The 24,559-nt window shown below is 68.4% G+C and carries 22 protein-coding genes and 1 pseudogene; 11 read left to right on the forward strand and 12 right to left on the reverse strand.

What is annotated here, in order from left to right; all coding sequences use genetic code 11:
• Window positions 1-2: 2 nt before the first annotated feature.
• On the forward strand, window positions 3-1,226 hold the full coding sequence (coaE, locus tag AU185_RS03530) for a dephospho-CoA kinase (RefSeq protein ID WP_059099371.1): 1,224 nt from the start codon (window positions 3-5) through the stop codon (window positions 1,224-1,226).
• A 13-nt stretch (window positions 1,227-1,239) separates the two neighbouring features.
• Here coaE and AU185_RS03535 read toward each other — a convergent pair whose 3' ends face one another.
• Together AU185_RS03535 and AU185_RS03540 are read right to left on the reverse strand one after the other, a co-directional pair.
• Entirely contained in the window at window positions 1,240-1,803 is a 564-nt protein-coding gene (locus tag AU185_RS03535; protein WP_502687745.1) for a hypothetical protein, read from the reverse strand.
• A 2-nt stretch (window positions 1,804-1,805) separates the two neighbouring features.
• On the reverse strand, window positions 1,806-2,240 hold the full coding sequence (locus tag AU185_RS03540; RefSeq protein WP_059099370.1) for a ribonuclease FAU-1 family protein: 435 nt from the start codon (window positions 2,238-2,240) through the stop codon (window positions 1,806-1,808).
• Window positions 2,241-2,396: 156 nt separating this feature from the next.
• On the opposite strand from AU185_RS03540, the gene uvrB reads away from it, so the two are divergent.
• The 3 genes from uvrB (at window position 2,397) to AU185_RS03555 (ending at window position 6,375) form a co-directional block, all read left to right on the forward strand.
• The gene (gene uvrB / locus AU185_RS03545) at window positions 2,397-4,547 is read left to right on the forward strand and encodes an excinuclease ABC subunit UvrB (RefSeq protein WP_059099369.1); all 2,151 of its coding nucleotides are present in this window, start codon (window positions 2,397-2,399) and stop codon (window positions 4,545-4,547) included.
• 48 nt (window positions 4,548-4,595) lie between these two features.
• On the forward strand, window positions 4,596-6,023 hold the full coding sequence (locus AU185_RS03550) for an MFS transporter (RefSeq protein WP_059099368.1): 1,428 nt from the start codon (window positions 4,596-4,598) through the stop codon (window positions 6,021-6,023).
• Between the two features lie 76 nt (window positions 6,024-6,099).
• Window positions 6,100-6,375, forward strand: a complete 276-nt coding sequence (locus AU185_RS03555) for a hypothetical protein (protein WP_059099367.1) — start codon at window positions 6,100-6,102, stop codon at window positions 6,373-6,375.
• Between the two features lie 10 nt (window positions 6,376-6,385).
• Here the strand turns inward: AU185_RS03555 and AU185_RS03560 are convergent, their stop codons facing one another.
• A complete protein-coding gene (locus tag AU185_RS03560; protein WP_059099366.1) occupies window positions 6,386-7,057 on the reverse strand; it encodes a UdgX family uracil-DNA binding protein in 672 nt (223 codons plus the stop codon).
• A 35-nt stretch (window positions 7,058-7,092) separates the two neighbouring features.
• Window positions 7,093-8,637: a glycosyltransferase family 39 protein gene (locus tag AU185_RS03565; RefSeq protein WP_231740307.1), complete on the reverse strand. Its 1,545-nt coding sequence runs from the start codon at window positions 8,635-8,637 to the stop codon at window positions 7,093-7,095.
• Between the two features lie 351 nt (window positions 8,638-8,988).
• On the opposite strand from AU185_RS03565, the gene AU185_RS25500 reads away from it, so the two are divergent.
• Entirely contained in the window at window positions 8,989-9,429 is a 441-nt protein-coding gene (locus tag AU185_RS25500; RefSeq protein WP_059156942.1) for a universal stress protein, read from the forward strand.
• Here the strand turns inward: AU185_RS25500 and lnt are convergent.
• The 4 genes and pseudogenes from lnt to AU185_RS03590 form a co-directional block, all read right to left on the reverse strand.
• Window positions 9,395-10,837, reverse strand: a pseudogene (gene lnt / locus AU185_RS03575) (apolipoprotein N-acyltransferase); the annotation flags it as partial. The gene AU185_RS25500 and the pseudogene lnt sit on opposite strands and share 35 nt — an antisense overlap.
• 14 nt (window positions 10,838-10,851) lie before the next feature.
• Window positions 10,852-11,733 carry a fructose bisphosphate aldolase gene (locus tag AU185_RS03580; RefSeq protein WP_059099365.1) on the reverse strand — a complete coding sequence of 294 codons (882 nt, stop codon included), beginning with the start codon at window positions 11,731-11,733 and terminating at the stop codon, window positions 10,852-10,854.
• 62 nt (window positions 11,734-11,795) lie between these two features.
• On the reverse strand, window positions 11,796-12,149 hold the full coding sequence (locus AU185_RS03585) for a DoxX family protein (RefSeq protein WP_059099364.1): 354 nt from the start codon (window positions 12,147-12,149) through the stop codon (window positions 11,796-11,798).
• A gap of 36 nt (window positions 12,150-12,185) precedes the next feature.
• The gene (locus AU185_RS03590; protein ID WP_059099396.1) at window positions 12,186-12,857 is read right to left on the reverse strand and encodes an MBL fold metallo-hydrolase; all 672 of its coding nucleotides are present in this window, start codon (window positions 12,855-12,857) and stop codon (window positions 12,186-12,188) included.
• 86 nt (window positions 12,858-12,943) lie between these two features.
• On the opposite strand from AU185_RS03590, the gene uvrA reads away from it, so the two are divergent.
• The gene (uvrA, locus tag AU185_RS03595) at window positions 12,944-15,847 is read left to right on the forward strand and encodes an excinuclease ABC subunit UvrA (RefSeq protein ID WP_059099363.1); all 2,904 of its coding nucleotides are present in this window, start codon (window positions 12,944-12,946) and stop codon (window positions 15,845-15,847) included.
• Between the two features lie 9 nt (window positions 15,848-15,856).
• Here the strand turns inward: uvrA and AU185_RS03600 are convergent, their stop codons facing one another.
• Both AU185_RS03600 and AU185_RS03605 read right to left on the reverse strand, forming a co-directional pair.
• Window positions 15,857-16,717: a GNAT family N-acetyltransferase gene (locus tag AU185_RS03600; protein WP_059099395.1), complete on the reverse strand. Its 861-nt coding sequence runs from the start codon at window positions 16,715-16,717 to the stop codon at window positions 15,857-15,859.
• A 58-nt stretch (window positions 16,718-16,775) separates the two neighbouring features.
• Window positions 16,776-17,957 carry a winged helix DNA-binding domain-containing protein gene (locus AU185_RS03605; RefSeq protein WP_059099362.1) on the reverse strand — a complete coding sequence of 394 codons (1,182 nt, stop codon included), beginning with the start codon at window positions 17,955-17,957 and terminating at the stop codon, window positions 16,776-16,778.
• Window positions 17,958-18,075: 118 nt separating this feature from the next.
• Between AU185_RS03605 and AU185_RS03610 the strand changes: the two genes are divergently transcribed.
• From AU185_RS03610 to AU185_RS03620, 3 genes are all read left to right on the forward strand, one after another.
• Window positions 18,076-18,558, forward strand: coding sequence for a lipoprotein LpqH (locus tag AU185_RS03610; protein WP_059099361.1), 483 nt, complete (start codon window positions 18,076-18,078; stop codon window positions 18,556-18,558).
• A gap of 62 nt (window positions 18,559-18,620) precedes the next feature.
• Window positions 18,621-20,195, forward strand: a complete 1,575-nt coding sequence (locus AU185_RS03615) for an NACHT domain-containing protein (protein ID WP_059099394.1) — start codon at window positions 18,621-18,623, stop codon at window positions 20,193-20,195.
• Entirely contained in the window at window positions 20,177-21,385 is a 1,209-nt protein-coding gene (locus tag AU185_RS03620; RefSeq protein WP_059099360.1) for a CHAT domain-containing protein, read from the forward strand. The genes AU185_RS03615 and AU185_RS03620 overlap by 19 nt, the downstream gene beginning before the upstream one ends.
• Here AU185_RS03620 and AU185_RS03625 read toward each other — a convergent pair whose 3' ends face one another.
• Entirely contained in the window at window positions 21,386-21,796 is a 411-nt protein-coding gene (locus AU185_RS03625) for a hypothetical protein (RefSeq protein WP_197413437.1), read from the reverse strand.
• A gap of 83 nt (window positions 21,797-21,879) precedes the next feature.
• On the opposite strand from AU185_RS03625, the gene AU185_RS03630 reads away from it, so the two are divergent.
• Both AU185_RS03630 and AU185_RS03635 read left to right on the forward strand, forming a co-directional pair.
• Window positions 21,880-23,178, forward strand: coding sequence for a hypothetical protein (locus AU185_RS03630; RefSeq protein ID WP_059099393.1), 1,299 nt, complete (start codon window positions 21,880-21,882; stop codon window positions 23,176-23,178).
• Window positions 23,175-24,254: a hypothetical protein gene (locus AU185_RS03635; protein WP_059099359.1), complete on the forward strand. Its 1,080-nt coding sequence runs from the start codon at window positions 23,175-23,177 to the stop codon at window positions 24,252-24,254. The genes AU185_RS03630 and AU185_RS03635 overlap by 4 nt, the downstream gene beginning before the upstream one ends.
• Here AU185_RS03635 and AU185_RS03640 read toward each other — a convergent pair.
• A complete protein-coding gene (locus AU185_RS03640) occupies window positions 24,248-24,559 on the reverse strand; it encodes a hypothetical protein (RefSeq protein ID WP_059099358.1) in 312 nt (103 codons plus the stop codon). The genes AU185_RS03635 and AU185_RS03640 overlap by 7 nt on opposite strands.

The following is a 24,559-nucleotide window of genomic DNA, read 5'->3' on the forward strand; positions in this document are numbered from 1 at the left end:
CGGTGCTGCGCATTGGGCTCTCCGGCGGTATCGGCGCCGGGAAATCGACCGTGTCCGCGACGTTCAGTGAACTCGGGGGAGTCGTCGTCGACGGCGACGTGATCGCCCGCGAGGTCGTCGAGCCCGGGACTGAGGGGCTGGCCAAGCTGGTCGACGCGTTCGGCGAGCAGATCCTGTACGGCGACGGACCGTCGGCCGGGGCGTTGAACCGCCCGGCCCTCGCCGCCATCGCGTTCAGCGACGAGGAGAAGCGCAAGACCCTCAACGGGATCGTCCATCCGCTGATAGCGCACCGCCGATCGAAGTTGATCGCGGCCGCCGCCGAAGACGCCGTGATCGTCGAGGACATCCCGCTGCTCGTCGAATCCGGTATGGCACCGATGTTTCCGTTGGTGGTGATCGTGCACGCGGACGAGGATCTGCGGGTGAAACGGTTGATCGAGCACCGAGGGTTCACCGAAGAGGACGCCCGGGCCCGGATCGCCGCGCAAGCCACCGAGGAACAGCGCCGTGCCGTTGCCGACGTGTGGCTGGACAACTCGGGCACCACAGCACAGCTGGTCGGCGCGGCGCGAGCGCTGTGGCAGGAACGGATCCTGCCGTTCGCGCACAACGTGCACGAGAATCGGCCCGCACACGCGGAACCGGTTCTGGTGCCCTACGATCCGACATGGCCTGAGCAGGCACGGCGCATCCTGGCTCGGCTCGACACGGCCTGCGGGCACCGCGCCGCGCGCATCGACCACATCGGTTCCACGGCGGTACCCGGACTGGACGCCAAGGACGTGATCGACGTGCAGGTGACGGTCGGCTCGCTCGAGGTCGCCGACGAACTGCGCGAGGCGTTGACGACGGCCGGGTATGTCTGCAGGCCGATCACCGCCGACGTCGGCAAGCCGGACGCCCGCAGCACGGCCACCGAGTTCGACCACACCGACGACGAAGCGCTGTGGCGCAAGCGATTTCACTGTTCGGCCGATCCCGGTCGACCGACGAACGTCCATCTGCGGGTCGACGGCTGGCCGGGCCAGCAGTTCGCGCTGCTCTTCGTCGACTGGTTACGCGCCAATCCGGGTGTCCAGGCCGACTACCTCACGTTGAAGCGGCAGGTCGCCGCGAAGGGGCACACCCAGACCGGTGCCTACGCCGACGCGAAAGAGCCGTGGTTCCTCGACGCATATCGACGGGCATGGGAGTGGGCCGACGCCACCGGGTGGCGGCCCTGACGGTCGCCGGAGCTTATGCCTGCGGCGGCGCGCTCACATCGGTGTCCGGCGCGCCGTCCACCGGAAGATTCAGCGGCGCACCGCATTGCAGCACTCCGTACATCGGATCGTCCTTCGGCCGGAGCAACCGCGGCGCGATGAACTGATCGGCCTTGGCGACGATCTGGTCGTCGACGAGGATCTCGCAGTGCAGGTTCGACCCGTACGGCCATTCGATGGAAATCTCCATGCCGGCCAGCTTGGGGTCCGCCAGCACCGCGTTGACCTCGAAGGTCTGACCGGGCAGCAGCGTGGGCTGCGCACTGTTGACGTTCTGGTCGTCCATCTTGTACGCGACGACCGCGCCGCGGGAGGTGCCGTCGGCCCGCGCGCGGTATATGACGTTGTGCAGGATTTTGGGCTGGCCGGGCGGCGCCACCTCGGTGCCGGAACCGACCGGCTGACCCGAGGCGACCGCGGGGGCCACCAGGGCGCCCACCAGCACGGCTCCCGCAGCGAGCGAGGCGGCGAAAGACGTGCGTTCGATGAGATTCACGTGATCAGAGACTACCGTTCGTCGCGGTGCGGACAAATTCATGATCATTTCCACGTCAGCGGCATGCCTTGACTGGCCAGCCACCGGTTCAGGTCGTAGCCGTGCCGCGACAGCCCGTCGATCGCTGACACCGCGGCCTGTACCGCCTGCTCGCCGGTTTCCGGGGTCAGCAGGTTGTGCCGCACCGCGGTGAGCAGTTCGTCCACGTCGCAGAGCTCGGCCCCCTCACCGGTGCGGACCACCAGGTCGAGGTAGTGGTCCTCGGAATGCCAGACGTCCCGCCCGGGCGTGTAACGCCCGACGTCGAGGTAGTAGTCCTGGTCCAGTTCGTGGCCCGGGTTGAAGTGGAACACCGTCGCACGGAGCCGCAGCGACGGCAGCAGCCACGATTCGAGGTAGTGGAACTGGGCACGGCCAGGAGCCGGGCGAGCCATGTAGAGGCCCCAGGGCCGGACCGTGTAGATCTCGACGGCCCGCACGATGCCCTTCGGGTCGGTGTTGGTGTGGGCGCGCAGGTCGAACGTCTCGTGCTTGGGAGCGTGGATGGGTCAAGGATAGGGCCACCGGGCCGTCGGTGGGGCGGCCGCCGCCGCGGGGCATGAAGTTGTCGGTCCGCACGCTTAACCTGGTGCATTATGGCCTTCGCTACTGAACACCCCGTGCTCGCGCACTCGGAGTACCGCCCCGTCGACTCGATTGTGCGCACCGGCGGCCGCTTCGAGGTGGTCAGCCCGTATGCGCCCGCTGGGGACCAGCCCGCCGCAATCGACGAGTTGGAGCGCCGGATCAAGGCGGCCGAGCACGATGTGGTGCTGCTGGGCGCCACCGGCACCGGCAAATCCGCCACGACAGCGTGGCTCATCGAGCGGGTTCAGCGGCCGACTCTGGTGATGGAGCCCAACAAGACGCTCGCCGCGCAGATGGCCAACGAGTTGCGGGAGATGTTGCCGCACAACGCAGTCGAGTACTTCGTGTCGTACTACGACTACTACCAGCCCGAGGCCTACATCGCCCAGACCGACACCTACATCGAGAAGGACAGCTCGATCAACGACGACGTCGAGCGGTTGCGGCACTCCGCGACGTCGAGCCTGTTATCGCGCCGCGACGTGGTCGTGGTCGCGTCGGTGTCGTGCATCTACGGTCTGGGCACCCCACAGTCCTACCTGGACCGGTCGGTGGAGCTGCGGGTCGGCCAGGAGGTGCCGCGCGACGCGCTGCTGCGCCTGCTGGTCGACGTCCAGTACACCCGCAACGACATGGCGTTCACCCGCGGGTCGTTCCGGGTGCGCGGGGACACCGTGGAGATCATTCCGTCGTATGAGGAGTTGGCCGTCCGCATCGAGTTCTTCGGGGACGAGATCGAGGAGCTGTACTACCTGCATCCGCTGACCGGTGACGTGGTGCGCAAGGTCGACTCGCTGCGGATCTTTCCGGCGACGCACTACGTCGCGGGGCCGGAGCGGATGGCTCACGCGATCTCGACCATCGAGCAGGAACTCGAGGAGCGGCTGGCCGAGTTGGAGGGCCAGGGCAAGCTGTTGGAGGCCCAGCGGCTGCGGATGCGAACGAATTACGACGTCGAGATGATGCGCCAGGTCGGCTTCTGCTCGGGCATCGAGAACTACTCGCGTCACATCGACGGCAGGCCGGCCGGATCCGCGCCCGCGACGCTCCTGGACTACTTCCCCGAGGACTTCCTGCTCGTCATCGACGAGTCGCACGTGACGGTGCCGCAGATCGGCGGGATGTATGAGGGGGACATGTCCCGCAAGCGCAACCTCGTCGACTTCGGTTTCCGGCTGCCTTCGGCAGTGGACAACCGCCCGCTGACCTGGGAGGAGTTCGCCGACCGGATCGGTCAGACGGTGTACCTGTCGGCGACGCCCGGGCCCTATGAGATGAGTCAGACCGGCGGTGAATTCGTCGAGCAGGTCATCCGTCCTACCGGCCTGGTCGATCCCCAGGTGTTGGTCAAGCCGACGAAGGGCCAGATCGACGACCTGATCGGGGAGATCCGCAAGCGTACGGAGCGCGACGAGCGCGTCCTGGTCACCACGTTGACCAAGAAGATGGCCGAAGACCTCACCGACTACCTGCTCGAGATGGGCATCCGGGTGCGGTACCTGCACTCCGAGGTGGACACGCTGCGCCGTGTCGAGTTGCTCCGGCAGTTGCGCCTCGGTGAGTACGACGTGCTGGTCGGGATCAACCTGCTGCGCGAGGGGTTGGACCTGCCCGAGGTGTCGCTGGTCGCGATCCTCGACGCCGACAAGGAAGGCTTCCTGCGGTCTCCGCGCAGCTTGATCCAGACCATCGGCCGCGCCGCACGCAATGTGTCCGGTGAGGTGCACATGTACGCGGACAAGATCACCGATTCGATGAAGGAAGCCATCGACGAGACCGAGCGGCGTCGTGCCAAGCAGATCGCCTACAACACCGAGCATGGCATCGACCCGAAGCCGTTGCGCAAGAAGATCGCCGACATCCTCGATCAGGTGTACCGCGAGGCCGACGACGTTGAGGTCGGCGGCTCCGGTCGCAACGCCTCCCGCGGGCGCCGCGCACAGGGCGAGCCAGGCCGCGCCGTCAGCGCCGGGATCATCGAGGGACGCGACACGTCGAACATGCCGCGCGCCGAATTGGCCGACCTCATCAGGGATCTCACCGAACAGATGATGTCCGCGGCCCGCGACCTGCAGTTCGAGTTGGCCGCGCGGATTCGTGACGAAATCGCCGATCTGAAGAAGGAACTGCGCGGCATGGACGCCGCGGGCCTGAAGTGATCCCAGGCGGCTTGACCTCAAGTGCGGTTCAGCTCATAGCGTGAGCGGGTGACCGAGACAGCGACGACCACCACGGGCCGGTGGCGTGACCTGCTGGGGCCGAAGTACCTCGGCGCCAGCACCGTGCTCGCCGGCGGGGTCGCGCTGTACGCCACCAACGAGTTCCTGACCATCAGCCTGATGCCCAGCGCGGTCGCCGACATCGGTGGGCACCGGTTGTATGCCTGGGTGACGACGGTGTACCTGGTCGCCTCCGTGGTCGCGGCGACCACCGTGCACGCGACGCTGATGCGCCTCGGGCCTCGGTCCTCGTATCTGCTGGCACTCAGCGTGTTCGGCGCCGGCAGCGTGGCCTGCGCTGCGGCGCCCACCATGTCGGCCCTGCTGGTCGGCCGCACGGTGCAAGGGCTGGCCGGCGGGCTGTTGGCCGGGTTGGGCTATGCAGTGATCAACACCGCACTGCCCCAACGGTTGTGGACCAAGGCGTCGGCGCTGGTGTCGGCGATGTGGGGCGTGGGCACCCTGCTCGGTCCGGCCGCCGGCGGCATCTTCTCCCAATTCGGTTCGTGGCGTTGGGCGTTCGGAGTCCTCGCGATCCTGACCGCGGCGATCGGCGTGCTGGTGCCGTTGGCCTTACCCGCGCGGCGTGTCGCCGCCGCCGACGTCCCGATCACGCCGATCCCCGTGCCGTCGCTGATCCTGTTGGGTGCCGCGGCGCTGGCGGTCAGCGCGGCCGGCGTGCCGCGGGATGCGCGGGTCACCGCTGCGCTGCTCGGCTTTGGTGCCGCTCTGGTGGCGGCGTTTCTGTTCGTCGACCGGCGGCTACCCGCGGCGGTGTTGCCGCCCAGCACGTTTGGCCGCGGGCCGCTGAAATGGATCTACCTGACCCTCGGCGTACTGATGGCCGCGACGATGGCGGACATGTACGTGCCGCTGTTCGGGCAGCGCCTGGCCGGCTTGACGCCCGTGGCAGCCGGCTTCCTCGGCGCCGGGTTGGCGCTGGGTTGGACCGTCGGCGAGATCGGCAGCGCCTCGATGGGCAACGAACGGATGATCAGGAGGACGGTCGCGGTCGCACCGGCCGTGATGGCCGCTGGTCTCGCCCTCGCGGCGGCGACCATGCGCGACGACGCCCCACCCGCCGTGGTTGCGGTCTGGGCGCTGGCGCTGGTCGTGACGGGCGCCGGGGTCGGCATCGCGTGGCCGCACCTGTCGGCATGGGCGATGAGCCGGGTCGACGACCCGGCGGAGGGGCCGACGGCGGCCGCCGCTATCAACACCGTCCAGTTGATTTGCGGTGCGTTCGGCGCCGGGCTGGCCGGTGTCGTCGTGAACCTGACCGAGACGGGTACCGCGACGCCCGCTCGGTGGTTATTGGCGGGCTTCGCGGTCTTGGCCGCGTTCGGGTTGGTGGCGTCGACGAGGAGTGGGCGTTTGCCACAACTCGCCAATACCGCGACACCCCAACGGCATTGAACGCTCCCCCGCGCGAGAGGATAGAATGTCCCCGGGTCGGAATCGATGAATTTGCTGCAGTAGTAGGAGTTTCGTTGTGGTTGTGAAGAGGATCGGGATGCATGCTGCGCTCATCGGCGCGCTGGCCGTCACCGCCTTGGGTGTCGGTTCGGGTGTGGCCAACGCCGAGCAACCGGTACCGAATACACCGGGTATGACGTGGAAGCTCGACAAATGGGACGACTGGGACGACCGGGGTTGGCGTGGGCCGCGCTGGGAGGAGCCGCGTTACTGGAACGGCCCGCATTACGGCGGACCGTGCGCGTGGGTACCGCCCGCCGTGTCGATGTGGGTACCGCCCGCTGCCTGTTAGCCAACGCTGATCAGGTCTTGGCCGAACACAGGCCGGCGGCGAACCGCAGATCGGCCACCAGGGCTCCAAACGCCTCTTCGCGGTCTTCGGGCCGGCCCCGAAGCACCGACGACGGGTGCACGGTGACCGCCACGGCGGGGTCGACGTCGAGGTCAGTGATCTCGTCGATCTCGGGGAGCCGTAGGGCCTCGCCGCGGTGTGCGGTCAGCCGGAACGAGCTGCCCATCATCGACTGAGCGGCGGTCGCGCCCATCAGCACCAGCACTTCGGGTCGAATCGCGTCCAGTTCGGCGAGCAGCCATGGCCGGCAGGCCACCACCTCGGTGCGGCCCGGTGTCTTGTGGATACGGCGCTTGCCACGTTCGGGCAGCGTGAACTTGAAATGCTTGACCGCATTGGTCACGTAGACCCGTTCGCGGTCGATCCCGGCTTGCACCAGCGCCTTGTCCAACAGCTTGCCCGCGGGGCCGACGAACGGTGCGCCCGCCCTGTCCTCCTGATCGCCGGGCTGTTCCCCGACCAACATCATCTGGGCGTCCGCGGAGCCGCCGCCGAACACGGTCTGCGTGGCGTCGAGATAGAGGTCGCACCCCTTGCAGCTGTTCGCTGCGTCGGCGAGGTCGTCGAGATCGCGGCTGTCCGGAACGAACTCCGCGGCGGTGTGCGTGGGCCGTGCGGGCATGCACAGCGATTACCCGGTTCCGCCACGATCACGCGCTACCGCGTCGACTTGACCACCTGGGCGAAGCTGAACTGCCAGCGCTCCACGACACGGAAACCCATTGCCTGCGGCACCCGATATGCGGGCGCACGGCGAAGGCGCGGCCCCGGGTCCAGCGCGGTCCCGCTCTCGCGATCAGCGACGCTGGTGTCGCGTTGGGAGATGGTCCACAGCACGGTGCAGCGCCGAAGCTGGTCGGCGACCCCCCAGATGCCGAGATGCGCGTCCCACAAGCGGTTTCGGTCCGCCGCACGCGGGCCGCGGCCGGGGTCGAAGAGGTGCGCATAGGCCTGTGGACGCGCGGCGGTGAGCGGACGAATCGGGCCGGGCGCCCAATTGGTGGTGTTGTCCAGGACCAGACAGTCGCCGGGGGAGGCGTGCGCGGTGAGGACGTCGGCGACCTGGCTGAAGTCCATGCCTTCCTTCGCGTACGGGCCCCGCTGTTCGAGCAGATAATTCGGCGTGGCCGCCACCGCGAAAACCGTCAGCGCCGCCGCGACGGTCTCGCGTGTCCTGGCGATCGCCGTGATGCCGACCGCCAGGAGCAGCGCCATGGCGGGTGAGGTGTAGCTGAGGTAGCGCGGGTAGTACACCGGTTCCAGCCACACCGAATAGAGCAGCAGCACCGCGGTCGGGACCGCGATCCAGCCCAGGCTGATGAGCACCAGTGATCGGACGCCGGCATCGGTGGGCCGGAATCGGCGCCGCACCAGGGGCAGGATCAGCACCACCGCAGCGACGACGGCGAACGCCACGCTGTGGTCGAAATACTGCTCGTGCACCACCTCCGCGACGGTGTCCCACCCCGGCGCCGAGATCCACCGCACCTGCGCGATCTGCGTCCTGCTGAACACGAGAAACGGCACAACGGCGGTGATCGCCACGGCCACCGTCGCGATCCACCGGTGCACCACCGCCCGACTGGCCGACACGGCCACCAGCGCGACGGCGTGAACGAGCACAAGCAGCACTGCGAACACGTTGAGCAGCGAGGAAGCCACCAGGGCAAGCCCGTAGCAGGCCCACAGCCGCGTCGAGTTGCGGCGAACGGCGACCACCAGCAGCACGGTCACCCAGACGGCTGCCGCGGCGGTCAGCGCATACGACCGGGCCTCGATGCCGGCCCACGTGATGCGGGGAAGGATCGCGAACATGATCCCCGCACACGCGGCGAGCATGCGAGACGAGAACTGGCGCGCCAGGACGACGACGCCGGCCGCCGCGACACCGACGGCCAGACAACTCGACAGCCGGGAGTAGAACTCGGTGACCGGGAACACCGTGAACCACCCGTGCATGAGCAGGTAGTACAGGCCGTGTACGGCGTCGATGTTGTGCAGCAGTCGCCACAGCTCGGGGATGGACCGAGTCGAGGCCGAGATCGTCGCCGCCTCGTCGAACCACAGCGACGGCCGTGCGGCGCCGGCCGCCGATACCGCCACGGCGAACACCGCCACCAGCGCGGCATCGACCCGGCCGGTCCGCACGGATTCCGACCGCTCGAGGCGCGCGAGACGCTGCGCTCCCAGGGAAAGTTCCACGTCTGCTCGGCTCCGTACCCGTCCGGTGAACGGGAAAACGCTAGCGTGCGCGAACCCGGCGCGCGCGTCGAATAGGCATCGAACGCGGCATCGAACCCCAGTCGGCTGGCGACTTTCGTTGCCGCACTGGTTGATTCGCCAGGCGATCGCGGAATTGCCGGTGCCCGCCGCAAATTGACGTCGACGTGGCCCGGATGTCGCCGGACGTCGCCTGGCGCAACCGGTGTAGGCGACGTCACGGCGCCCCGCGCGGGGTGACGTTGCCTGCCAAGTAGGACGAAATAGCAGGCAAACGCCACTGGAAGGGCTACTGTTCCGAATGGCGTTGGAATCGACCCCGGGAGGACATGGATGAGCGCCTATCAGACCGTCTTGGTTGGCACGGACGGATCGGACTCGTCGCTGCGCGCGGTGGAGAAGGCTGGTCAGATCGCCGGTGACGCCAAGCTGGTCATCGCGACGGCGTACTTCCCCCAGGCCGAGGACCAGCGCGCAGCCGACGTGCTCAAGGACGAGGGCTACAAGATGGCCGGCAACGCACCGATCTACGCGATCCTGCGCGAGGCCAAGGAGCGGGCCCATCAGGCCGGCGCTCAGAACGTCGAGGAGAAGGCCATCGTCGGTGCGCCCGTCGACGCCCTGGTGGAGTTGGCCGAGGAGATCAAGGCCGACCTTCTGGTGGTCGGCAACGTCGGGTTGTCCACCATCGCGGGCCGCCTCCTCGGTTCGGTGCCTGCCAACGTCGCGCGCCGGTCCAAGACCGACGTGCTGATCGTGCACACCACGCCGTAACCACCACCAGCGCCACACCGATCACCCAGCCGCCCCAGCCGACGTAGGCGGTGGAGCGCGCCCCGAGCGGGACGTCGACCACGGTGGTGCCGCGCTCCGAAGCGGGTGACCACGCCAGCCGTCGGCCCTGCGCATCGAACGCCGAGCTCACCCCCGACAGCGCGGCATGCACAGCGGGACGACCTGTTTCGACGGCGTGGACGGCGGGCATGCTCGCCAGCTGCGGTTGCGCCCAACTGCCCTGGTACGACGAGGTCGCGCTCTGGTAGGCGAGTAGATCAGCGCCGAGCTCCACCTCGCGCCGGGCCAGGTCCGAGAACAGCGTCTCGAAGCTGATCAGCGGCCCCACCGCGACGCTGTTGGAGTGCAGGTCGGTGTGCAGCACGACCGGCCCGTCGCCGCGGCGACGATCCTCGCCCGCGGCGCCCGTCCCGGAGGTGGCCCAGTCGAGCAGCCCGCGTAGCGGCACGTACTCGCCGAACGGCACGAGGCGGGTCTTCGCATATGAGCCGCGCACCCCGTCCGGCCCGATGAGCACCGACGTCTTGTAGATGCCGCCGGAAGGGGCACGGGCGTCGACGTTGACCAGCAGGTCGGCGCCCACGTGCCGAGACAGGTCGGCCAGCCGGGCGGCGACGTCGGGGTGTGCGGTCAGGTCCACCGCGACGCTGCTCTCACCCCACACCACCAGGTCGACCCGCTGACCGCGCAGGCCGTCGGTCAGCCGCTCACTGGCGGCTTGGCGGGCGGTCGCGTCGTCGATGTCGCCCGGCTGCACCAGCGCCACGCGCATCGACGGGCCGGGCACGGGCGGCGGTGAAAGCCAAAACCACGCAGGACCGATCGCGAGCAGCACGACCGGAAGCGCGATACTCCAGGGCCTGCGCAGCAGAACGGCGCCGACGGCGGCGGTGTTGACCGCCACCACGAGGAAGCTGACGAGCCAGACGCCGCCCAGCGTCGCCGACGCCAGCGTCGCCGGTTGGTTCCACTGCGACGCGCCGAGCAGGGCCCACGGACCGCCGAGCCGGTCCCACGACCGCACCGCTTCGGCGAGGATCCACAGCGACGGGAGTACGGTCACGGCCGCAAGCAAACCGCGACCGGTGAGCTCACCGGCGAGCAGGCGGTGCGCCGCCCAACCGAACGGCAACCACAACGCGCCCAGACCGGCCCCGAGCAACAACAGCAGGGGACCGGCGCTCGGCCACAGCCAGTACTGGGTGACGCAGATGAACGTCGCCATCCCGAACCAGGCCCGAACGGCGCCGCGCCCGGCCGTCGGCGCGGCTCGAACGACGAACAGCAGCGGAACCAGCCCGGCCCAGGCCACCCACCACCACGCGGGCGCCGGGAAGGCGAGCGCAGGCAACGCGCCGGCGAACACCGCCGACGCGTAGCCGAGCACTAGATCAGGTGGCCTCAGGTGGCAGAAGCTTTGGCGATGCTCGCGATCGCCTGGTCGAGCGTGGAGTTGAACTCCTCATCGCTCTGCTGGGCGGTGAGGCCCTCGGTCAGCGCGCGCGAGAAGCTGGCGATGACACCGGTGTTGCGCGACAGCTTCTCGTTGGCCTCGTCGCGGCTATAGCCGCCCGAAAGCGCCACGACGCGCAGCACGTTCGGATGATCGACCAGCTCCTTGTACAGGTTGTCGGTGTCGGGCAGCGTCAGCTTCAGCATGACCTTCTGATCGCCGAGGTTGTTGACCCCCTCGAGCAGGGCGGCCTTGAGCTGATCCTCCGCCTCGGCCTTCTTCGGACTCTTGATGTCGACCTCGGGCTCGATGATCGGCACCAGGCCCTTGGCCAGCACCTGCTGCGCGACCTCGAACTGCTGCGTCACGACGGCGTCCAGGCCCGCGCCGGGCAGCTTGATGACCGAGCGTTCCTTGGTGCCGAAGATGCCCTTGGCGACTGCGCGGTCGAGCAGGTCGTCGAGGCCGGGCATCGGCTTCATCGTCTGAGCGCCGTCCTTCTCCTCGGCCAGTCCCTTGTCGATCTTGAGGAACGGCACGACGTTCTTGACGTTCCACAGGTAGTCGGCGGTGGGGCGGCCCTCGATCTCGCGGTCCATCGTCATCTCGAACAGGATCGCGCCCATGATGCGGTCGCCGTCGAAGGCCGGGCTGGTGATGATGCGGGTCCGCATCTCGTGCACCAGGTCGAACATCTGCTCATCGCCGGAGTACTGATCTTCGGCGATCCCGTAGAGCTTCAGCGCCTTGGGCGTGCTCCCGCCGCTCTGGTCGAGCGCTGCGATGAAGCCTGCGCCGCTCTGCGCCTTCTTTAGCTGGTCGTCATTCATCCGTGCCTCCTCAGACGAACGCATGGTACGTCACCGCCGAATGCTGTTCGGAGACCACCGGATCAGCGTTGGGCGACTTCCCTCGCGGCGAGCGCACCGTAGAGGGCCAGCAGCGAGGACGCCGCCGCGGCGTTGAGGCCGAAATCTCGTGCGCGAATGTGCGCACCCACCGCGAGTGAGAAGTAGACGGTCAACATCACCAATGTCAGCCTGGCCAGCCACGGCATGCGGGTGCCGGCGAGCAGTCCCACCGCCGAGGCGGCCTTGACAACGGGGAAGACCCAGCGATTCTGCTGCGGGTACTTGACGTCGTCGAGGCATTTCGCGACATACGGGACGGGTTGCACGCAGATCGCGGCGTCGGCAGCCTGGGCGGCCGCCAGCAGCGCCAGCAGTTTCGGGGAGTTGTTGCTCATGCCCCCAGCGTAGGAGCGGCGCACCGGTAGGCGGAACTACCAGCCGCGTTCTTTCCACTCGGCCAGGTGCGGACGCTCGGTACCGAGCGTGGTGTCGTCGCCGTGACCGGGATAGATCACCGTCGAATCGCCGTACACGTCGAAGACCCGGCGGGTCACGTCGCCGAGCAGCTGGTCGAACGCACCGTCCTCCCATGTCTTGCCGACGCCGCCCGGGAACAGGCAGTCGCCGGTGAACAGGTGGGTCGCCTCGTCGGCCCCGTCAAGCGCGAGGGCCACCGAGCCGGGGGTGTGGCCCTGCAGGTGGATGACGTCGAACGACAGATCGCCGACCTCGACGGTGTCACCATGGGCCAGCAGGCGATCCGGCTTGACCGGAAGGGCGTCGGCGTCGAGCTGGTGCGCGGCGGTCGGTGCTCCGGTCGCCTTCGCCACATCGGCCAATGCCTGCACGTGGTCGAAGTGCTGATGGCTCGTGACGATCAGCGACAGCCGCGGCGCGTGCTTCTCGATCAGTTCGAGCAGGACCGGCGCGTCGTTGGCGGCGTCGATGAGTAGCGTCTCGCCGGTTCGGGAACAGGTGACCAGGTAAACGTTGTTGTCCATCGGGCCCACCGAAACCTTGACGATCGATGCCCCGGGGAGGGTTCGCCGAGCGGCCGTTCCGGGCTCGACGTGGCCGGTGTAGTTGTCGTCGACGACGGTCATGGTCCTCACGGTATCGGGCTTGTCGGTGCCGACACATAGCATGGGCATCAACTCTGTCGTGCGGGAGCGGATGCGGAAGGACTCAGTTGGCTGACCGCCTTGTTGTGAAGGGTGCGCGCGAGCACAACCTGCGCAGTGTTGATCTTGATCTGCCCCGCGACGCACTGATCGTCTTCACCGGTTTGTCGGGGTCGGGCAAGTCGTCGCTGGCGTTCGACACGATCTTCGCCGAGGGTCAGCGCCGCTACGTCGAGTCGCTGTCGGCATATGCGCGTCAGTTCCTCGGGCAGATGGACAAACCCGACGTCGACTTCATCGAGGGCCTGTCGCCTGCGGTGTCCATCGACCAGAAGTCGACCAACCGCAACCCCCGCTCGACCGTCGGCACCATCACCGAGGTCTACGACTACCTGCGCCTGCTGTACGCGCGCGCCGGGACCCCGCACTGCCCGGTCTGCGGTGAACGCATCGCCCGCCAGACGCCCCAGCAGATCGTCGACCAGGTGCTCGCAATGGACGAGGGCCTGCGGTTCCAGGTGCTCGCACCGGTGGTGCGCACCCGCAAGGGGGAGTTCGCCGACCTGTTCGACAAGCTCAACAGCCAGGGCTACAGCCGCGTGCGCGTCGACGGAGTCGTGTATCCGCTCACCGATCCGCCCAAGCTCAAGAAGCAGGAGAAGCACGACATCGAGGTCGTCGTCGACCGGCTCACCGTGAAGGCCACCGCCAAGCAGCGGCTGACCGACTCGGTGGAGACGGCGCTGAACCTTGCCGACGGCATCGTGGTGCTCGAGTTCGTCGATCGCGAGGACGATCATCCGCACCGCGAGCAGCGCTTCTCGGAGAAGCTGGCCTGTCCCAACGGCCATCCGTTGGCCGTCGATGACCTCGAGCCGCGGTCGTTCTCGTTCAACTCGCCCTACGGTGCCTGCCCCGAGTGTCTGGGCCTGGGCATTCGCAAGGAGGTCGACCCCGAACTCGTCGTCCCGGACCCGGACCTCACGCTGGCCGAGGGCGCGATCGCGCCGTGGTCGATGGGCCAGACCGCCGACTACTTCACCCGGATGCTGTCCGGGCTGGGCGACGCGCTCGGGTTCGACGTCGACACGCCGTGGAAGAAGCTTCCCGCCAAGGCGCGCAAGGCGATCCTCGAGGGGTGCGACGAGCAGGTGCACGTGCGGTACAAGAACCGCTACGGCCGAACCCGTTCGTATTACGCCGATTTCGAAGGTGTGATGGCGTTCCTGCAGCGCCGCATGGAGCAGACCGACTCCGAACAGATGAAGGAGCGCTACGAGGGCTTCATGCGCGATGTGCCGTGCCCCGAGTGCGAGGGCACGCGGCTGAAGCCCGAGATCCTGGCGGTAACGCTGACGGCGGGGGACTTCGGCGCGAAGTCGATCGCCGAGGTCGCCGAACTGTCGATCGCGGACTGCTCGGAGTTCCTCAACGCGTTGACGCTCGGTGCACGCGAACAGGCGATCGCCGGGCAGGTGCTCAAGGAGATCCAGTCGCGGCTGGGCTTCCTGCTTGACGTCGGCCTGGACTATCTGTCGCTGTCACGCGCCGCCGCCACGCTGTCCGGCGGTGAGGCACAACGGATCCGGCTGGCCACGCAGATCGGCTCCGGACTGGTCGGGGTGCTGTACGTGCTCGACGAACCGTCGATCGGGCTGCACCAGCGCGACAACCGCCGGCTGATCGACACGCTGGTCCGGCTACGGGACCTGGGCAACACACTGATCGTCGTCGAGCATGATCTCGACACCATCGCCCATGCCGACTGGGTCGTCGACATCGGGCCCGCGGCCGGTGAACACGGCGGCCAGATCGTGCACAGCGGACCCTACGAGGATCTGCTGAAGAACCCCGAATCGCTTACCGGAGCCTATCTTTCGGGCAAAGAAGAAATCGAGGTGCCGGCGATCCGGCGGCCCGTCGACAAGAAGCGGCAGCTGACGGTCGTCGGCGCCCGCGAGCACAACCTGCGCGAGATCGACGTGACGTTCCCGCTGGGGGTGCTGACGGCGGTCACCGGGGTGTCGGGGTCGGGTAAGTCCACACTCGTGAACGACATTCTGGCGTCGGTGCTGGCCAACAAGCTCAACGGTGCGCGCCAGGTGCCGGGCCGGCACACCCGGGTGACGGGTCTGGACAAGCTCGACAAGTTGGTCCGGGTCGACCAGTCGCCGATCGGCCGGACGCCGCGCTCCAACCCGGCGACGTATACCGGGGTGTTCGACAAGATTCGCACGTTGTTCGCGGCCACCACCGAAGCGAAGGTCCGCGGCTATCAACCGGGTCGGTTCTCGTTCAACGTCAAGGGCGGTCGCTGCGAGGCGTGTTCGGGCGACGGCACCATCAAGATCGAGATGAACTTCCTGCCCGACGTGTACGTGCCGTGCGAGGTGTGCCAGGGCGCCCGGTACAACCGCGAGACGCTGGAGGTGCACTACAAGGGCAAGACCATCGCCGAGGTCCTCGACATGTCGATCGAGGAGGCCGCCGAGTTCTTCGCGCCGATCACCTCGATCCACCGGTATCTGAAGACGCTCGTCGACGTGGGCCTGGGCTACGTGCGGCTCGGGCAACCGGCGCCGACGCTGTCCGGTGGCGAGGCGCAGCGCGTCAAGCTCGCATCGGAACTGCAGAAGCGGTCGACGGGCCGCACCGTGTACATCCTCGACGAGCCGACCACCGGTCTGCACTTCGAGGACATCCGCAAGCTGCTCAAAGTGATCAACGGCCTTGTGGACAAAGGCAATACGGTGATCGTCATCGAGCACAATCTCGACGTGATCAAGACGTCGGACTGGATCGTCGACATGGGTCCCGAAGGTGGGGCCGGCGGTGGCACGCTCGTCGCGACCGGAACACCGGAAGACGTCGCGGTCAATCCCGACAGCTACACCGGCCATTTCCTCGCCGAGGCTCTCGGTGTCGCCCGCCCAACCCCCAAGCGCCGCAACGGCCGCAAGGTCAGCGCCTGATCCAGCGTCCTAGTAGCCGATCGACGGCAGCCAGGCGCCCTGTGGTTCGTTGTAGAGTCCGATCGTCATGAGCGTCGATTGTTGGACGAGGCGCAGGCCGCTGTGCAGGCACCACGTCATCAGCCGCGGATTGCGCGACGGCACGAGGACGCCGAGGCCGACGAACTCCTCGGCGGCGCCGAGTAGAGCGATGATATCGTCATCCGTCTCGCCGACTGTGTGACCGATATAGCCCAATCCCGTTGTGTACGCGGTGATTCCGTCTCGGCGCTGCACCACGCTCGCCATACCGCGTTCGATTGAACTCCGCAGCTCAGGATGACGGTCGTGACCGTGTATTCGACGGCAGAGGTGGTCGCACTCGTCGACGTCGTCGAGCGTCGCCGGTCGCACCATGGTCGACGGCACCACGACGGCGTCGAGCGGCCGCTGAAAGACCGACAGCGGCTCGCGCACCGCGAACCCGAGTTTCGCGTACAGCGACAGCGACCGGTAGTTGTAGGCGGTCTGCACCAGCCGGACACCCGCAACGTCACGGTCTCGCGATCGTTGCAGCAGCGCCTCCATCAAGGCGTGGCCGACACGACCCTGCTGCTGCGTCGGGCTGACGCTGACGGGTCCGACCCCGACGATGGCGGCGCGCTCGTCCTGTAACGCGCTGCCGACGATCTCATTGCCGCATTCGGCCACCAAACCGAACGTGCCCTCGGTCGACAGCATCCCCTGCATCAGCACGGCCGTGAACTCGGGGCTGGCCGGCTCGACCGGAAAATTGTGCGCGGTGGCAAGCGACTCGAAGGCATTCCACATGACGCGTGCGCACGCGGCGGCGTCCTCGACGGCGGCCACGCGCAGGTGTACTTCGGTCATCGCCCAATCGTCGCGCCGAGACTGCACACCGATCGCGATTTTTCGCGATTCCGCGATCTCACCCGCTGGGCCCACGCGCAGCTGGGGATTTCGTCAGGGGCGACGGGAACCGCGGGCTGACCCGCACCCCGTCCAGCCATTCGGTGAGTTCGTCGGCGCGCTTCCGCAGCTCCTTCTGCGCCGGACGACCGATGTCCTCGAGCAGCCGCACCTCGACGCGGCCGTCGTCGTCCTGCCCCCAGGCCCCGACGATCCTGCCGTCGGACCAGGCGGTCGGACCGCCGTTGCCGTTCCTGTCGAACAACTGGCTGCGGTGCGGCCCCAGATACCAGTCCCGATCGAACCAGCCCATCGTGGTGACGTCGAGACTGGGCAACAACGCGCACCAGGGCTCTGGCTCGGGTTCGACATCGAGGTCGTCGGGTAGTGCGAAGCCCGGTGCGCCGTCGAGATCCACTTCCACGGCGCCGATGTCGCGCAACGCCTGCCGCGCCCACGTCAACGTGTTGCCGAACCACCACTTGACGTCTGTCAGAGTCGCCGGGCCGAACGCGGCCAACCACCGGCGCACCATCTCAGCGCGGGCCGTCTCCGGGGTGACCGCATCGGCCGGCGCCAGCCAGTCGGCCGCCGAAACCCACTGCGGCCGCGACGTGGTCCACCTGCCGTCGTTCGGTCCGCGCACAATATCGCCGCGCACCGCCAGCACCGTCAAAACCCTTGGAGCCAGCGGTGTTTCACCACCCCAACGCTTACCCGGCGCGGGGTCGAAGCTGCCGGCCAGTTCGGGCAGCGCCGCCCTCAGGTCCTTCGCGCTCGTCGGCCCGTTGGCGGCGAGGTGGCGTAGCACCGCCGCGCCCGCCGTGTCGAGCCACGCGTCGCCGTCGGCGCAGACCCCGGCCTTCTGGGCATCGGCGATGAGGCGGCGCCGCTCGTTGTCGGCGACCCGGTCGCTCGCCGCGGCCTGAATCAGCGGCAGGTCTTCGGAGCGCACCGTCCACAGCGTCCTGCGCATGGCGAGGTGTTTGACCAGCGTGCGCCGCTCGTAGAGCAGCACGTCGAGGTCGGCCACGGTGAAGCCCGGCACCCGCGCCCACAGCGACAGGTAGGGCGTCGCCGGATCGGTCGTGTGCAGCCCCACGACGCTGCCCGCGACGTCGCGAACCGAATCCGCCGGCTCGCACAGGAAGTGCCGACGGGCGAGCCGGGCACGTCGTTCCTCGACAGTGAATCTGCGCATCGCCTGCGAACCGTACCTTCGGCCGCCGACAAAGTTTGGGATCGGTAGCCACCCGCGCGGCTTTGACTTGCCCCATGACGGGCGCCATCGGGGCGACGTCCGAACGAAGGGAAGATCGATGAATCGAGTTGTCGCAGGTGTGATCGGACTGGTCGCCGGCGCCGCCGTGCTGGTGGGGTGCTCGGACGACAAGGGCGGCGCTCCCTCGGCCGCGGCCGCGGGAAACGCCGAGGTGAGCAGCGGCGGCAGCACCGCGGTCAAGGTCGACGGCAAGGACCTCGAAGGCCTGGATCTGAACTCGGTCACGTGCGTCAAACAGGGCGGCAAGATCAACGTCGCCAGCGGCGCGATCGGCGGCCAGCAGGGTCTGGGCATCGTGATGACCGACGAGGCCACGCCGACGGTCGAGTCGCTGGGCATGGTCGTCGACGGCAATGCGCTCGCGGTGACCAACACCATGGGCGCCAAGGTCGGCTCCGCCGAGGTGAAGGTCGACGGCAGCACGTACACCATCACCGGTGAAGCCACGGGCGCCGACATCTCGAACCCGATGGCAGGATCGATCACCAAGCCGTTCACCGTCACGGTCGACTGCAGTTGAGCGATCCACCTCCCGAAGCGGCGGGCGTGCCTGGCACGCCCGCCGCTTTCTATGATTCAGCGGTGGCGATCCCCGCGGACCTCGAGCGCGCCCGTCACCTGGCGTTCGCCGCCAACGAAGAGGCGGCCAAGGACCTGCTGTTGTCGTTGACCCCGCAGATCGAACAGGCCGGCCGCGACGACTGGATGCTGGAGGTCTACGCACTGCTCGGCGAGATCTATCTCGTCCGCACGGCATACAACGGGACCGAGGAGTGCCTGCACCGCATCCACGACTGCCTGGCCCGGCTGACGATGTCGACCCCCGAGATCGAGCGAATTGCGCGCCGGTACTCGCAGCGGGCGCAGTTCCTGCAGATCGGGCTGGCCGCCGCGCACGGCGACCACGAAACCGCCGAGGTCGCGCTCGTCGCGCTGGCCGACGACGAGCCCGTCCCCGGACTCGCCGACGAACACCGGTTCCTGATCACCTACGCAGAGATCCTGTGCGCGGTCGCACTCTGCGACGACGATCTGCATGTGAAGTCGATTCCGCTGTGGCAGCGGGTGATCGACGTCATCGAACGCCCCGGTGACGGCAGTGTGTATCACGACCACCTGCTCGTCCTCGGGGCCACCGGCTACGGACGGTTCTGCGTCGAGACCGGTCGGCTGTCGGAGGCGGAACCCTGGCTGCGGCGAGCGGGAGCCCGTGCGGCGGCGCGGGAATGGAAGCTCGCCGTGTCGCGAACGCAGCTCGAACGTGCCACGGCGGCGTGGTCCGCGGGGGACCGGGCGCTGGCGCAAACGCTGGTCCACGAGGCGTACCCAGCGATCGCCGAACACGCGCGTGCACACGACGTCTCGCGGTGCTGGCTGTACTTCGGGCTGATCAGCATCTCGGTGCAGGCGCTCGACGACGCCGACGAGCGGCTGGGCCACGCCGAGCGGCACTGGCGGGAGATCGAGAAGCCGCTGCACATCCACCGGATCCTGTTGCAGCGCAGTTGGGTCGACATCTTCCGCGGCGATTTCGCGGCGGCAATCGAGCGCGTGGCCGAGGCGCGCGAACTACTCGACTCCTGGCCCCGACACAGCTGGCTCCAGTACGCGCGGCTGGACGACCAGCTCGGCAACATCTGGCGCGCCGACGCGCAAGCCGACCCGGCCAACGCCGCACAGAAGCTGGAGCAGGCCGCCGAACTCAAACTGCCCGCGGCGCTGGCCGTCGACTCGGTCCGGCACGCGATACCCGATGCCGACGCCCGGATGCGCTGGGCGACATACGTCTCCGCACCGATTCTCGCGGGCGCCTTCGCCGTCGCATGGGAGTGGGGTGACACCGGGCTCGTCAGCGAACTCATCGAATATCACAGCGCGCGTGGCACGTTCAGCTCCGAACCCGTGTCCGCCGACACTCTGGCGTGGGCCGACACGGCCACCGCGGCGGTACCGGTGGAGTCCGTCGAGGAGTATGCCCTCGTCGCCGCCGGTCCGGCGGTCGTCGGTGGCGCGTCGCTGACCAGGCTCGGACCGCTACCGCCGCTGGTGATGGATCCGACCGGCACGCCGATCATCGGTCGTTACCGCGCGCTCGCCGCCGAGCGGTACGGTCGCGACGTCACCGCGGACGAGCCGGCATGGTCCACGTGGCCGTGACCGGCACACTCGTACTGCGGTTCGCCGATGTCGGCGTCGCGACCTATGCCAGCCTGCGGGTCGTCGGCGACCCGGCGAAGACGGTCACCTGGGTGGTCGAGCAATCTGGCGTCGTCGCCGCGGAAGACCGTCTGGGCGGCGCCCTGCCCGACCCGGTCGACGCGGAAAGCCGTCTCGACGCGCTCGATCGTGCGATCAACGAGGGTGCATTTTCCTCGCCGACAAGCGAATTCGAGCTTGCACGCACACTGGGCACGCAGTTGATCGCACCTGCGGCCTGGCAGCTGCTCCTCGACCATGCGTCGTCGCCGCGCGCCACTCTGTTCGTGTCGCCAAGCGCGCGACTGGCAAGGATGCCGTGGGGCCTGTTGGCAATGCCCTCCGACGAGGGCCACCGGCTGATGGAGCTCGTCGAGGTGCTGCTGGCCCCGCCGCCGAACATCGTGAACGCCCCGCGTACCCCCGCGGGGTGGGCCAGCCGGCGCGACAACCCGGCCTTGCTGGTTCTCGACCCGCGGGTGCCCGGACAGCGACCCGACTCGGCGCTGGGTTCCGTCCTCGGTCGCCCGGCGCCGGATACGGTGCTGTCCCGCCACTTCGCCGACCTCGCGACGCGTCGCCCGCTGCTGCCGCACGCGCCGGCCCCTGTCGACTTGTTCCGGCGCACCGACGCCGACCGGCGGTGGCTCGCCGGCCTGCTCGCCCGACAACCCAGCCGGATGTTGTACGTCGGCCACGCCACCGCCGCCGACGGCGACGTCGGTCACGCGGACCGAGCCGCGCTGCACCTTGCCGAAGACCGCCCGCTCACCGCGGGTGAACTGATGTCATCGCGGTTGCCGTTCCCGCCGCGGGTCGCGCTGCTGGCGTGTGCATCCGGCGGTGATTACCAGTTCGACGAGGCCAGTGGGCTGGTGGCGGCGACGATTCTCGGTGGGGCGCAACTCGTCACCGCGACGCTGTGGTCATTGCCGACAACGGCGGGGTACCGCCGGTTCGCCGAGCCGGACGCCGACCCGATGAGCGAAGCGATCGTCGCCGTCGACCGCGCCCACGAAGCCGACGATGCGGGCTGCGCGGTGAACCGCTGGCAGCGGCAACGGATGCGGGATTGGAGTGCCGGCGATCCGACCGCCAGCCCGCTGTACTGGGCGGCGCTGGTCAGCTTCGCAGTCGACGGCGCACGTTGATCATGTCGGGGATACACATATCGCGACGGCGGACTCGTCGCCGGACCGGTAGTACGTGTCGATGACGCTGCCGGGGAAGATTTTCGGCAGCGCCGACGCGGGCACCAGCGCCGTCTCGCGGACGGGAAACTGTCCGCCCTCAGGCTTTTTGACCATCACATCGAGTTCGACCTCGCGGTAGTCCTCGAGCGTCTGCCCGGTCGGGCGGATCGCAGTCACGACCGCGCGGGATCGGATGCCGTGGCGGATCAACTCGAGTCGGTGGCTGGTGAGCAGCCCCTTGCGGACCATCATCCGGTCGAATTCGGCGCGCGCGGCCAGAATGTCGTGCGCCGTGGCCAGCCGCTCGTCTGCCTCGTCGGACACCAACCGCGGGATACGCCTGAAGAACGCGAACAGCGCAGTGAACATGTCTTCAGGGTCCGGCGGCCGCAGCGCTACCGAACCCAACTTTGCGGCTGTCAACCGGCGGACACAACTTCTATCCTGTCCTGATGAGCACCGAGACGGCCGTGGCCGTCGCGCATCCGCGCAGGGCGGTGATCGACCGGGCGTGGCGCGCGCTCGGTCCCGGCGTCGAGGTGCTCAGCGGCGACGACGGTGGTCCACTGCGGCGAACCGTGAAGCGGATCATCGACCCGCTGGTGCTGCGGCTCCGATCGAACACCCAGTATTCGGCGCCGTTCGTGGCGCCCGAGGTGGCCGACGCGATGCATCACGTCATCGTCGGACATCGCGACCAATTACGTGCCGCCGCAGCGTGGTTCGAGGTACTCAAGCGCGAGCGGCGCCGACTGCGGATCACCACCGGCAATGCCCAGGAACTGTACTTTCCGGTCTGCTTCGAGCTGGCCGTCACCAAAGGCATGCCGGCTCAACAGGACTGCGGTGCCGAGGAAGTGCTGCGGCAGATCCACGCCGATCGCGACCGCACCGCCATCGAGGTGCTCAACCGGTTCGTCTCCGACGAGAAGGTGATCGCCGAACTGTCGAGGCAACTCCGCCGCAGTTGGCACGACGTGCACGCCGGTGGCGAGATCACCGGCCCGTTCATGGCGGGGCTGACCACGGTGCTCGGACCCGCCGACAGCCACGCCGCAACCGCCGCCAGGCAACGGGTTTGGCACGCGCTGATCGCCGACGCGGCACCTTACAACTTGGGAGCCAAGGCGCGTAACGGCACGGAGCTGCCGTGGTCGATCGTCGACCTCGGCCTCAGTTCTGTTGAGCCGCAGCAACCGCCGGCCATCACCGGTGGTTCGGACAGCGACCGTCCGCTGAACCGCTGTGTGGTCGACCGGGTGCGTGCGACGCTGCGGCGAGCCATGGACCGCGACGAACTACCCGACGTGCCGACGCTGTGCGCCGAAGAGGTCGACCGCGCCTGCGCGCCGTGGGGCCTGCTCGCCGAGGACAAGCAGGCCACCCTGGTCGCCGGTATCGAGGTCGCGGTAGAGCTGGCGCCGCTGGTGGACTGCTCGCCGCGCTACGAGTTGGCCCGCCAGATCCAGGCCCGGCTGCGCAAGGAGGCCTACGTGATGCACGCCCGCCGCTACCTCGCCGAGGGCGGGCCGATCCATCCGCGTCAACAGCAGGTGATCGACGACCTCGCGGCGTTCGCGCGGCCGTACCTGAGTCGGCTGTGGGCGCGGCTGCACGGACGCGACGTGTGGCAGGAACCGTGCGACGACGTCGACGAGGTCCGCTCGGTGTTGGAAGGGGTGGCGAGATCGGTGAGCCTCGACCACCGGCAGCGGATCAAGTCGATGCTGGAGCTGCAGGTGGCGGGATGAGACTGGTGGCAGATTCGGGGCTCTGGACCACGGGGCCGCTCACGACGCCGAGCCCCCTTCTGGCGGTGCTGGAGGTCAGCGGTGCGGTGCTGTCGTGGACGGTCGACGATGTCACCGAGTCGCAGATCACGTTCACCGATGTCGCGCGCGCCGACTGGCTGTGGCGGGTGGTCGGCGAGTCCGGTCATTCCGCCGTGGCGTCCATGCTGACCGGCCGCAGCGCCGTCGACAGCGTCGAGGTGGTGGACGTGAACCTACTGCCGGGGGCGCTGGAGCCGCTGCGCAGGCTGGCGCTCGGGCATTGGCTGCGACGTTGGTGGCCGGCCAGCCAGCGCGATGCGATCCCGGTGCTCGACAGCGCGATCCTGGATGCCGAAGTCGCGCTGCTGACCGCCGCCGCGCAGGACTACTTCGGCGACGACACCTTCGATTCGGAGCTCACCCATCTGCTGGCCCCGCACGCGGCGGCGTTGAATGCTGCTGTGCTGGAAGGTGATCCGCGGATCGGTGCGCTCGTCGAGAGGTGCCGAAACGTCGCCGACGACATCGGCGTCGCGTTGGACGCGGAACCGGTGACAAAGCGGCGTGACGATTACGCGCTCGCGGCCGGGGCGGAGGCGGGCGGTCGAGGTGCGGGCGTCATCGCCGGCGGCACCGCCTCGATCAACTGGGGCGCCGTACCGCCGGGCATCTTCGATGCTGCGGAGGGCGCCGTCGACTGGACCGTCGAGTTGGACGGCGACGTGGTCAACGGGATGATCGGCGCGGAGTTGACGGGTCTGGGCTCACCGCATGGCATCGCGGTGCGGTTGCAGTCGGGCACTGTCGGCGGAGCGGGCGCGCTCGGGGCGGACGGGCGTGCCGCGGTCCCGCTTGTCGATCCGCAGCGGCGGCCGATCACCGAACCCGCTGCCTGGAACCACGATTGGCGGGACACCACGGTGATTGTCGGTGTCGATGTCGCCGAGTCGGTGCAGACGCGCGAGAGGGTGCGGGCGTTCGCCCGGTTTCGGTTGCGGCAACCGGTCGCCGACGCGTTTCTGGCCGAGATCCTGGCCGCCGAATCGGATTACTGAGAGTCGTCGGACTGCTTGTTCATCTGCTCGCGGATTCGATCGAGCCGCTCGGCGGCCGCTCGCTGTCGCTCCTCGTACTGCTCGGCGACGCTGCGGCCCTCCGGTGTCTCCGCGGCGAGTTCAGACGCGCCGATCGCGGTGCCGTACCGGGTTTCGATCTTCTCTCGCACGGATTCGTACGTCGGGACGCCGCCCGGGGTGTATCCGCTGTCGACCGGTTCGACGGGGGTGGTGGCCTCGGGTTTGGGCTCGACGATCTCGGCGTCGACCGCGGGTTCCGGGTCGGGAGGCGGTTCGTCCGGCAT

This window comes from Mycobacterium sp. GA-0227b, from assembly GCF_001499855.1.
In the GTDB taxonomy this organism is placed as follows: domain Bacteria; phylum Actinomycetota; class Actinomycetes; order Mycobacteriales; family Mycobacteriaceae; genus Mycobacterium.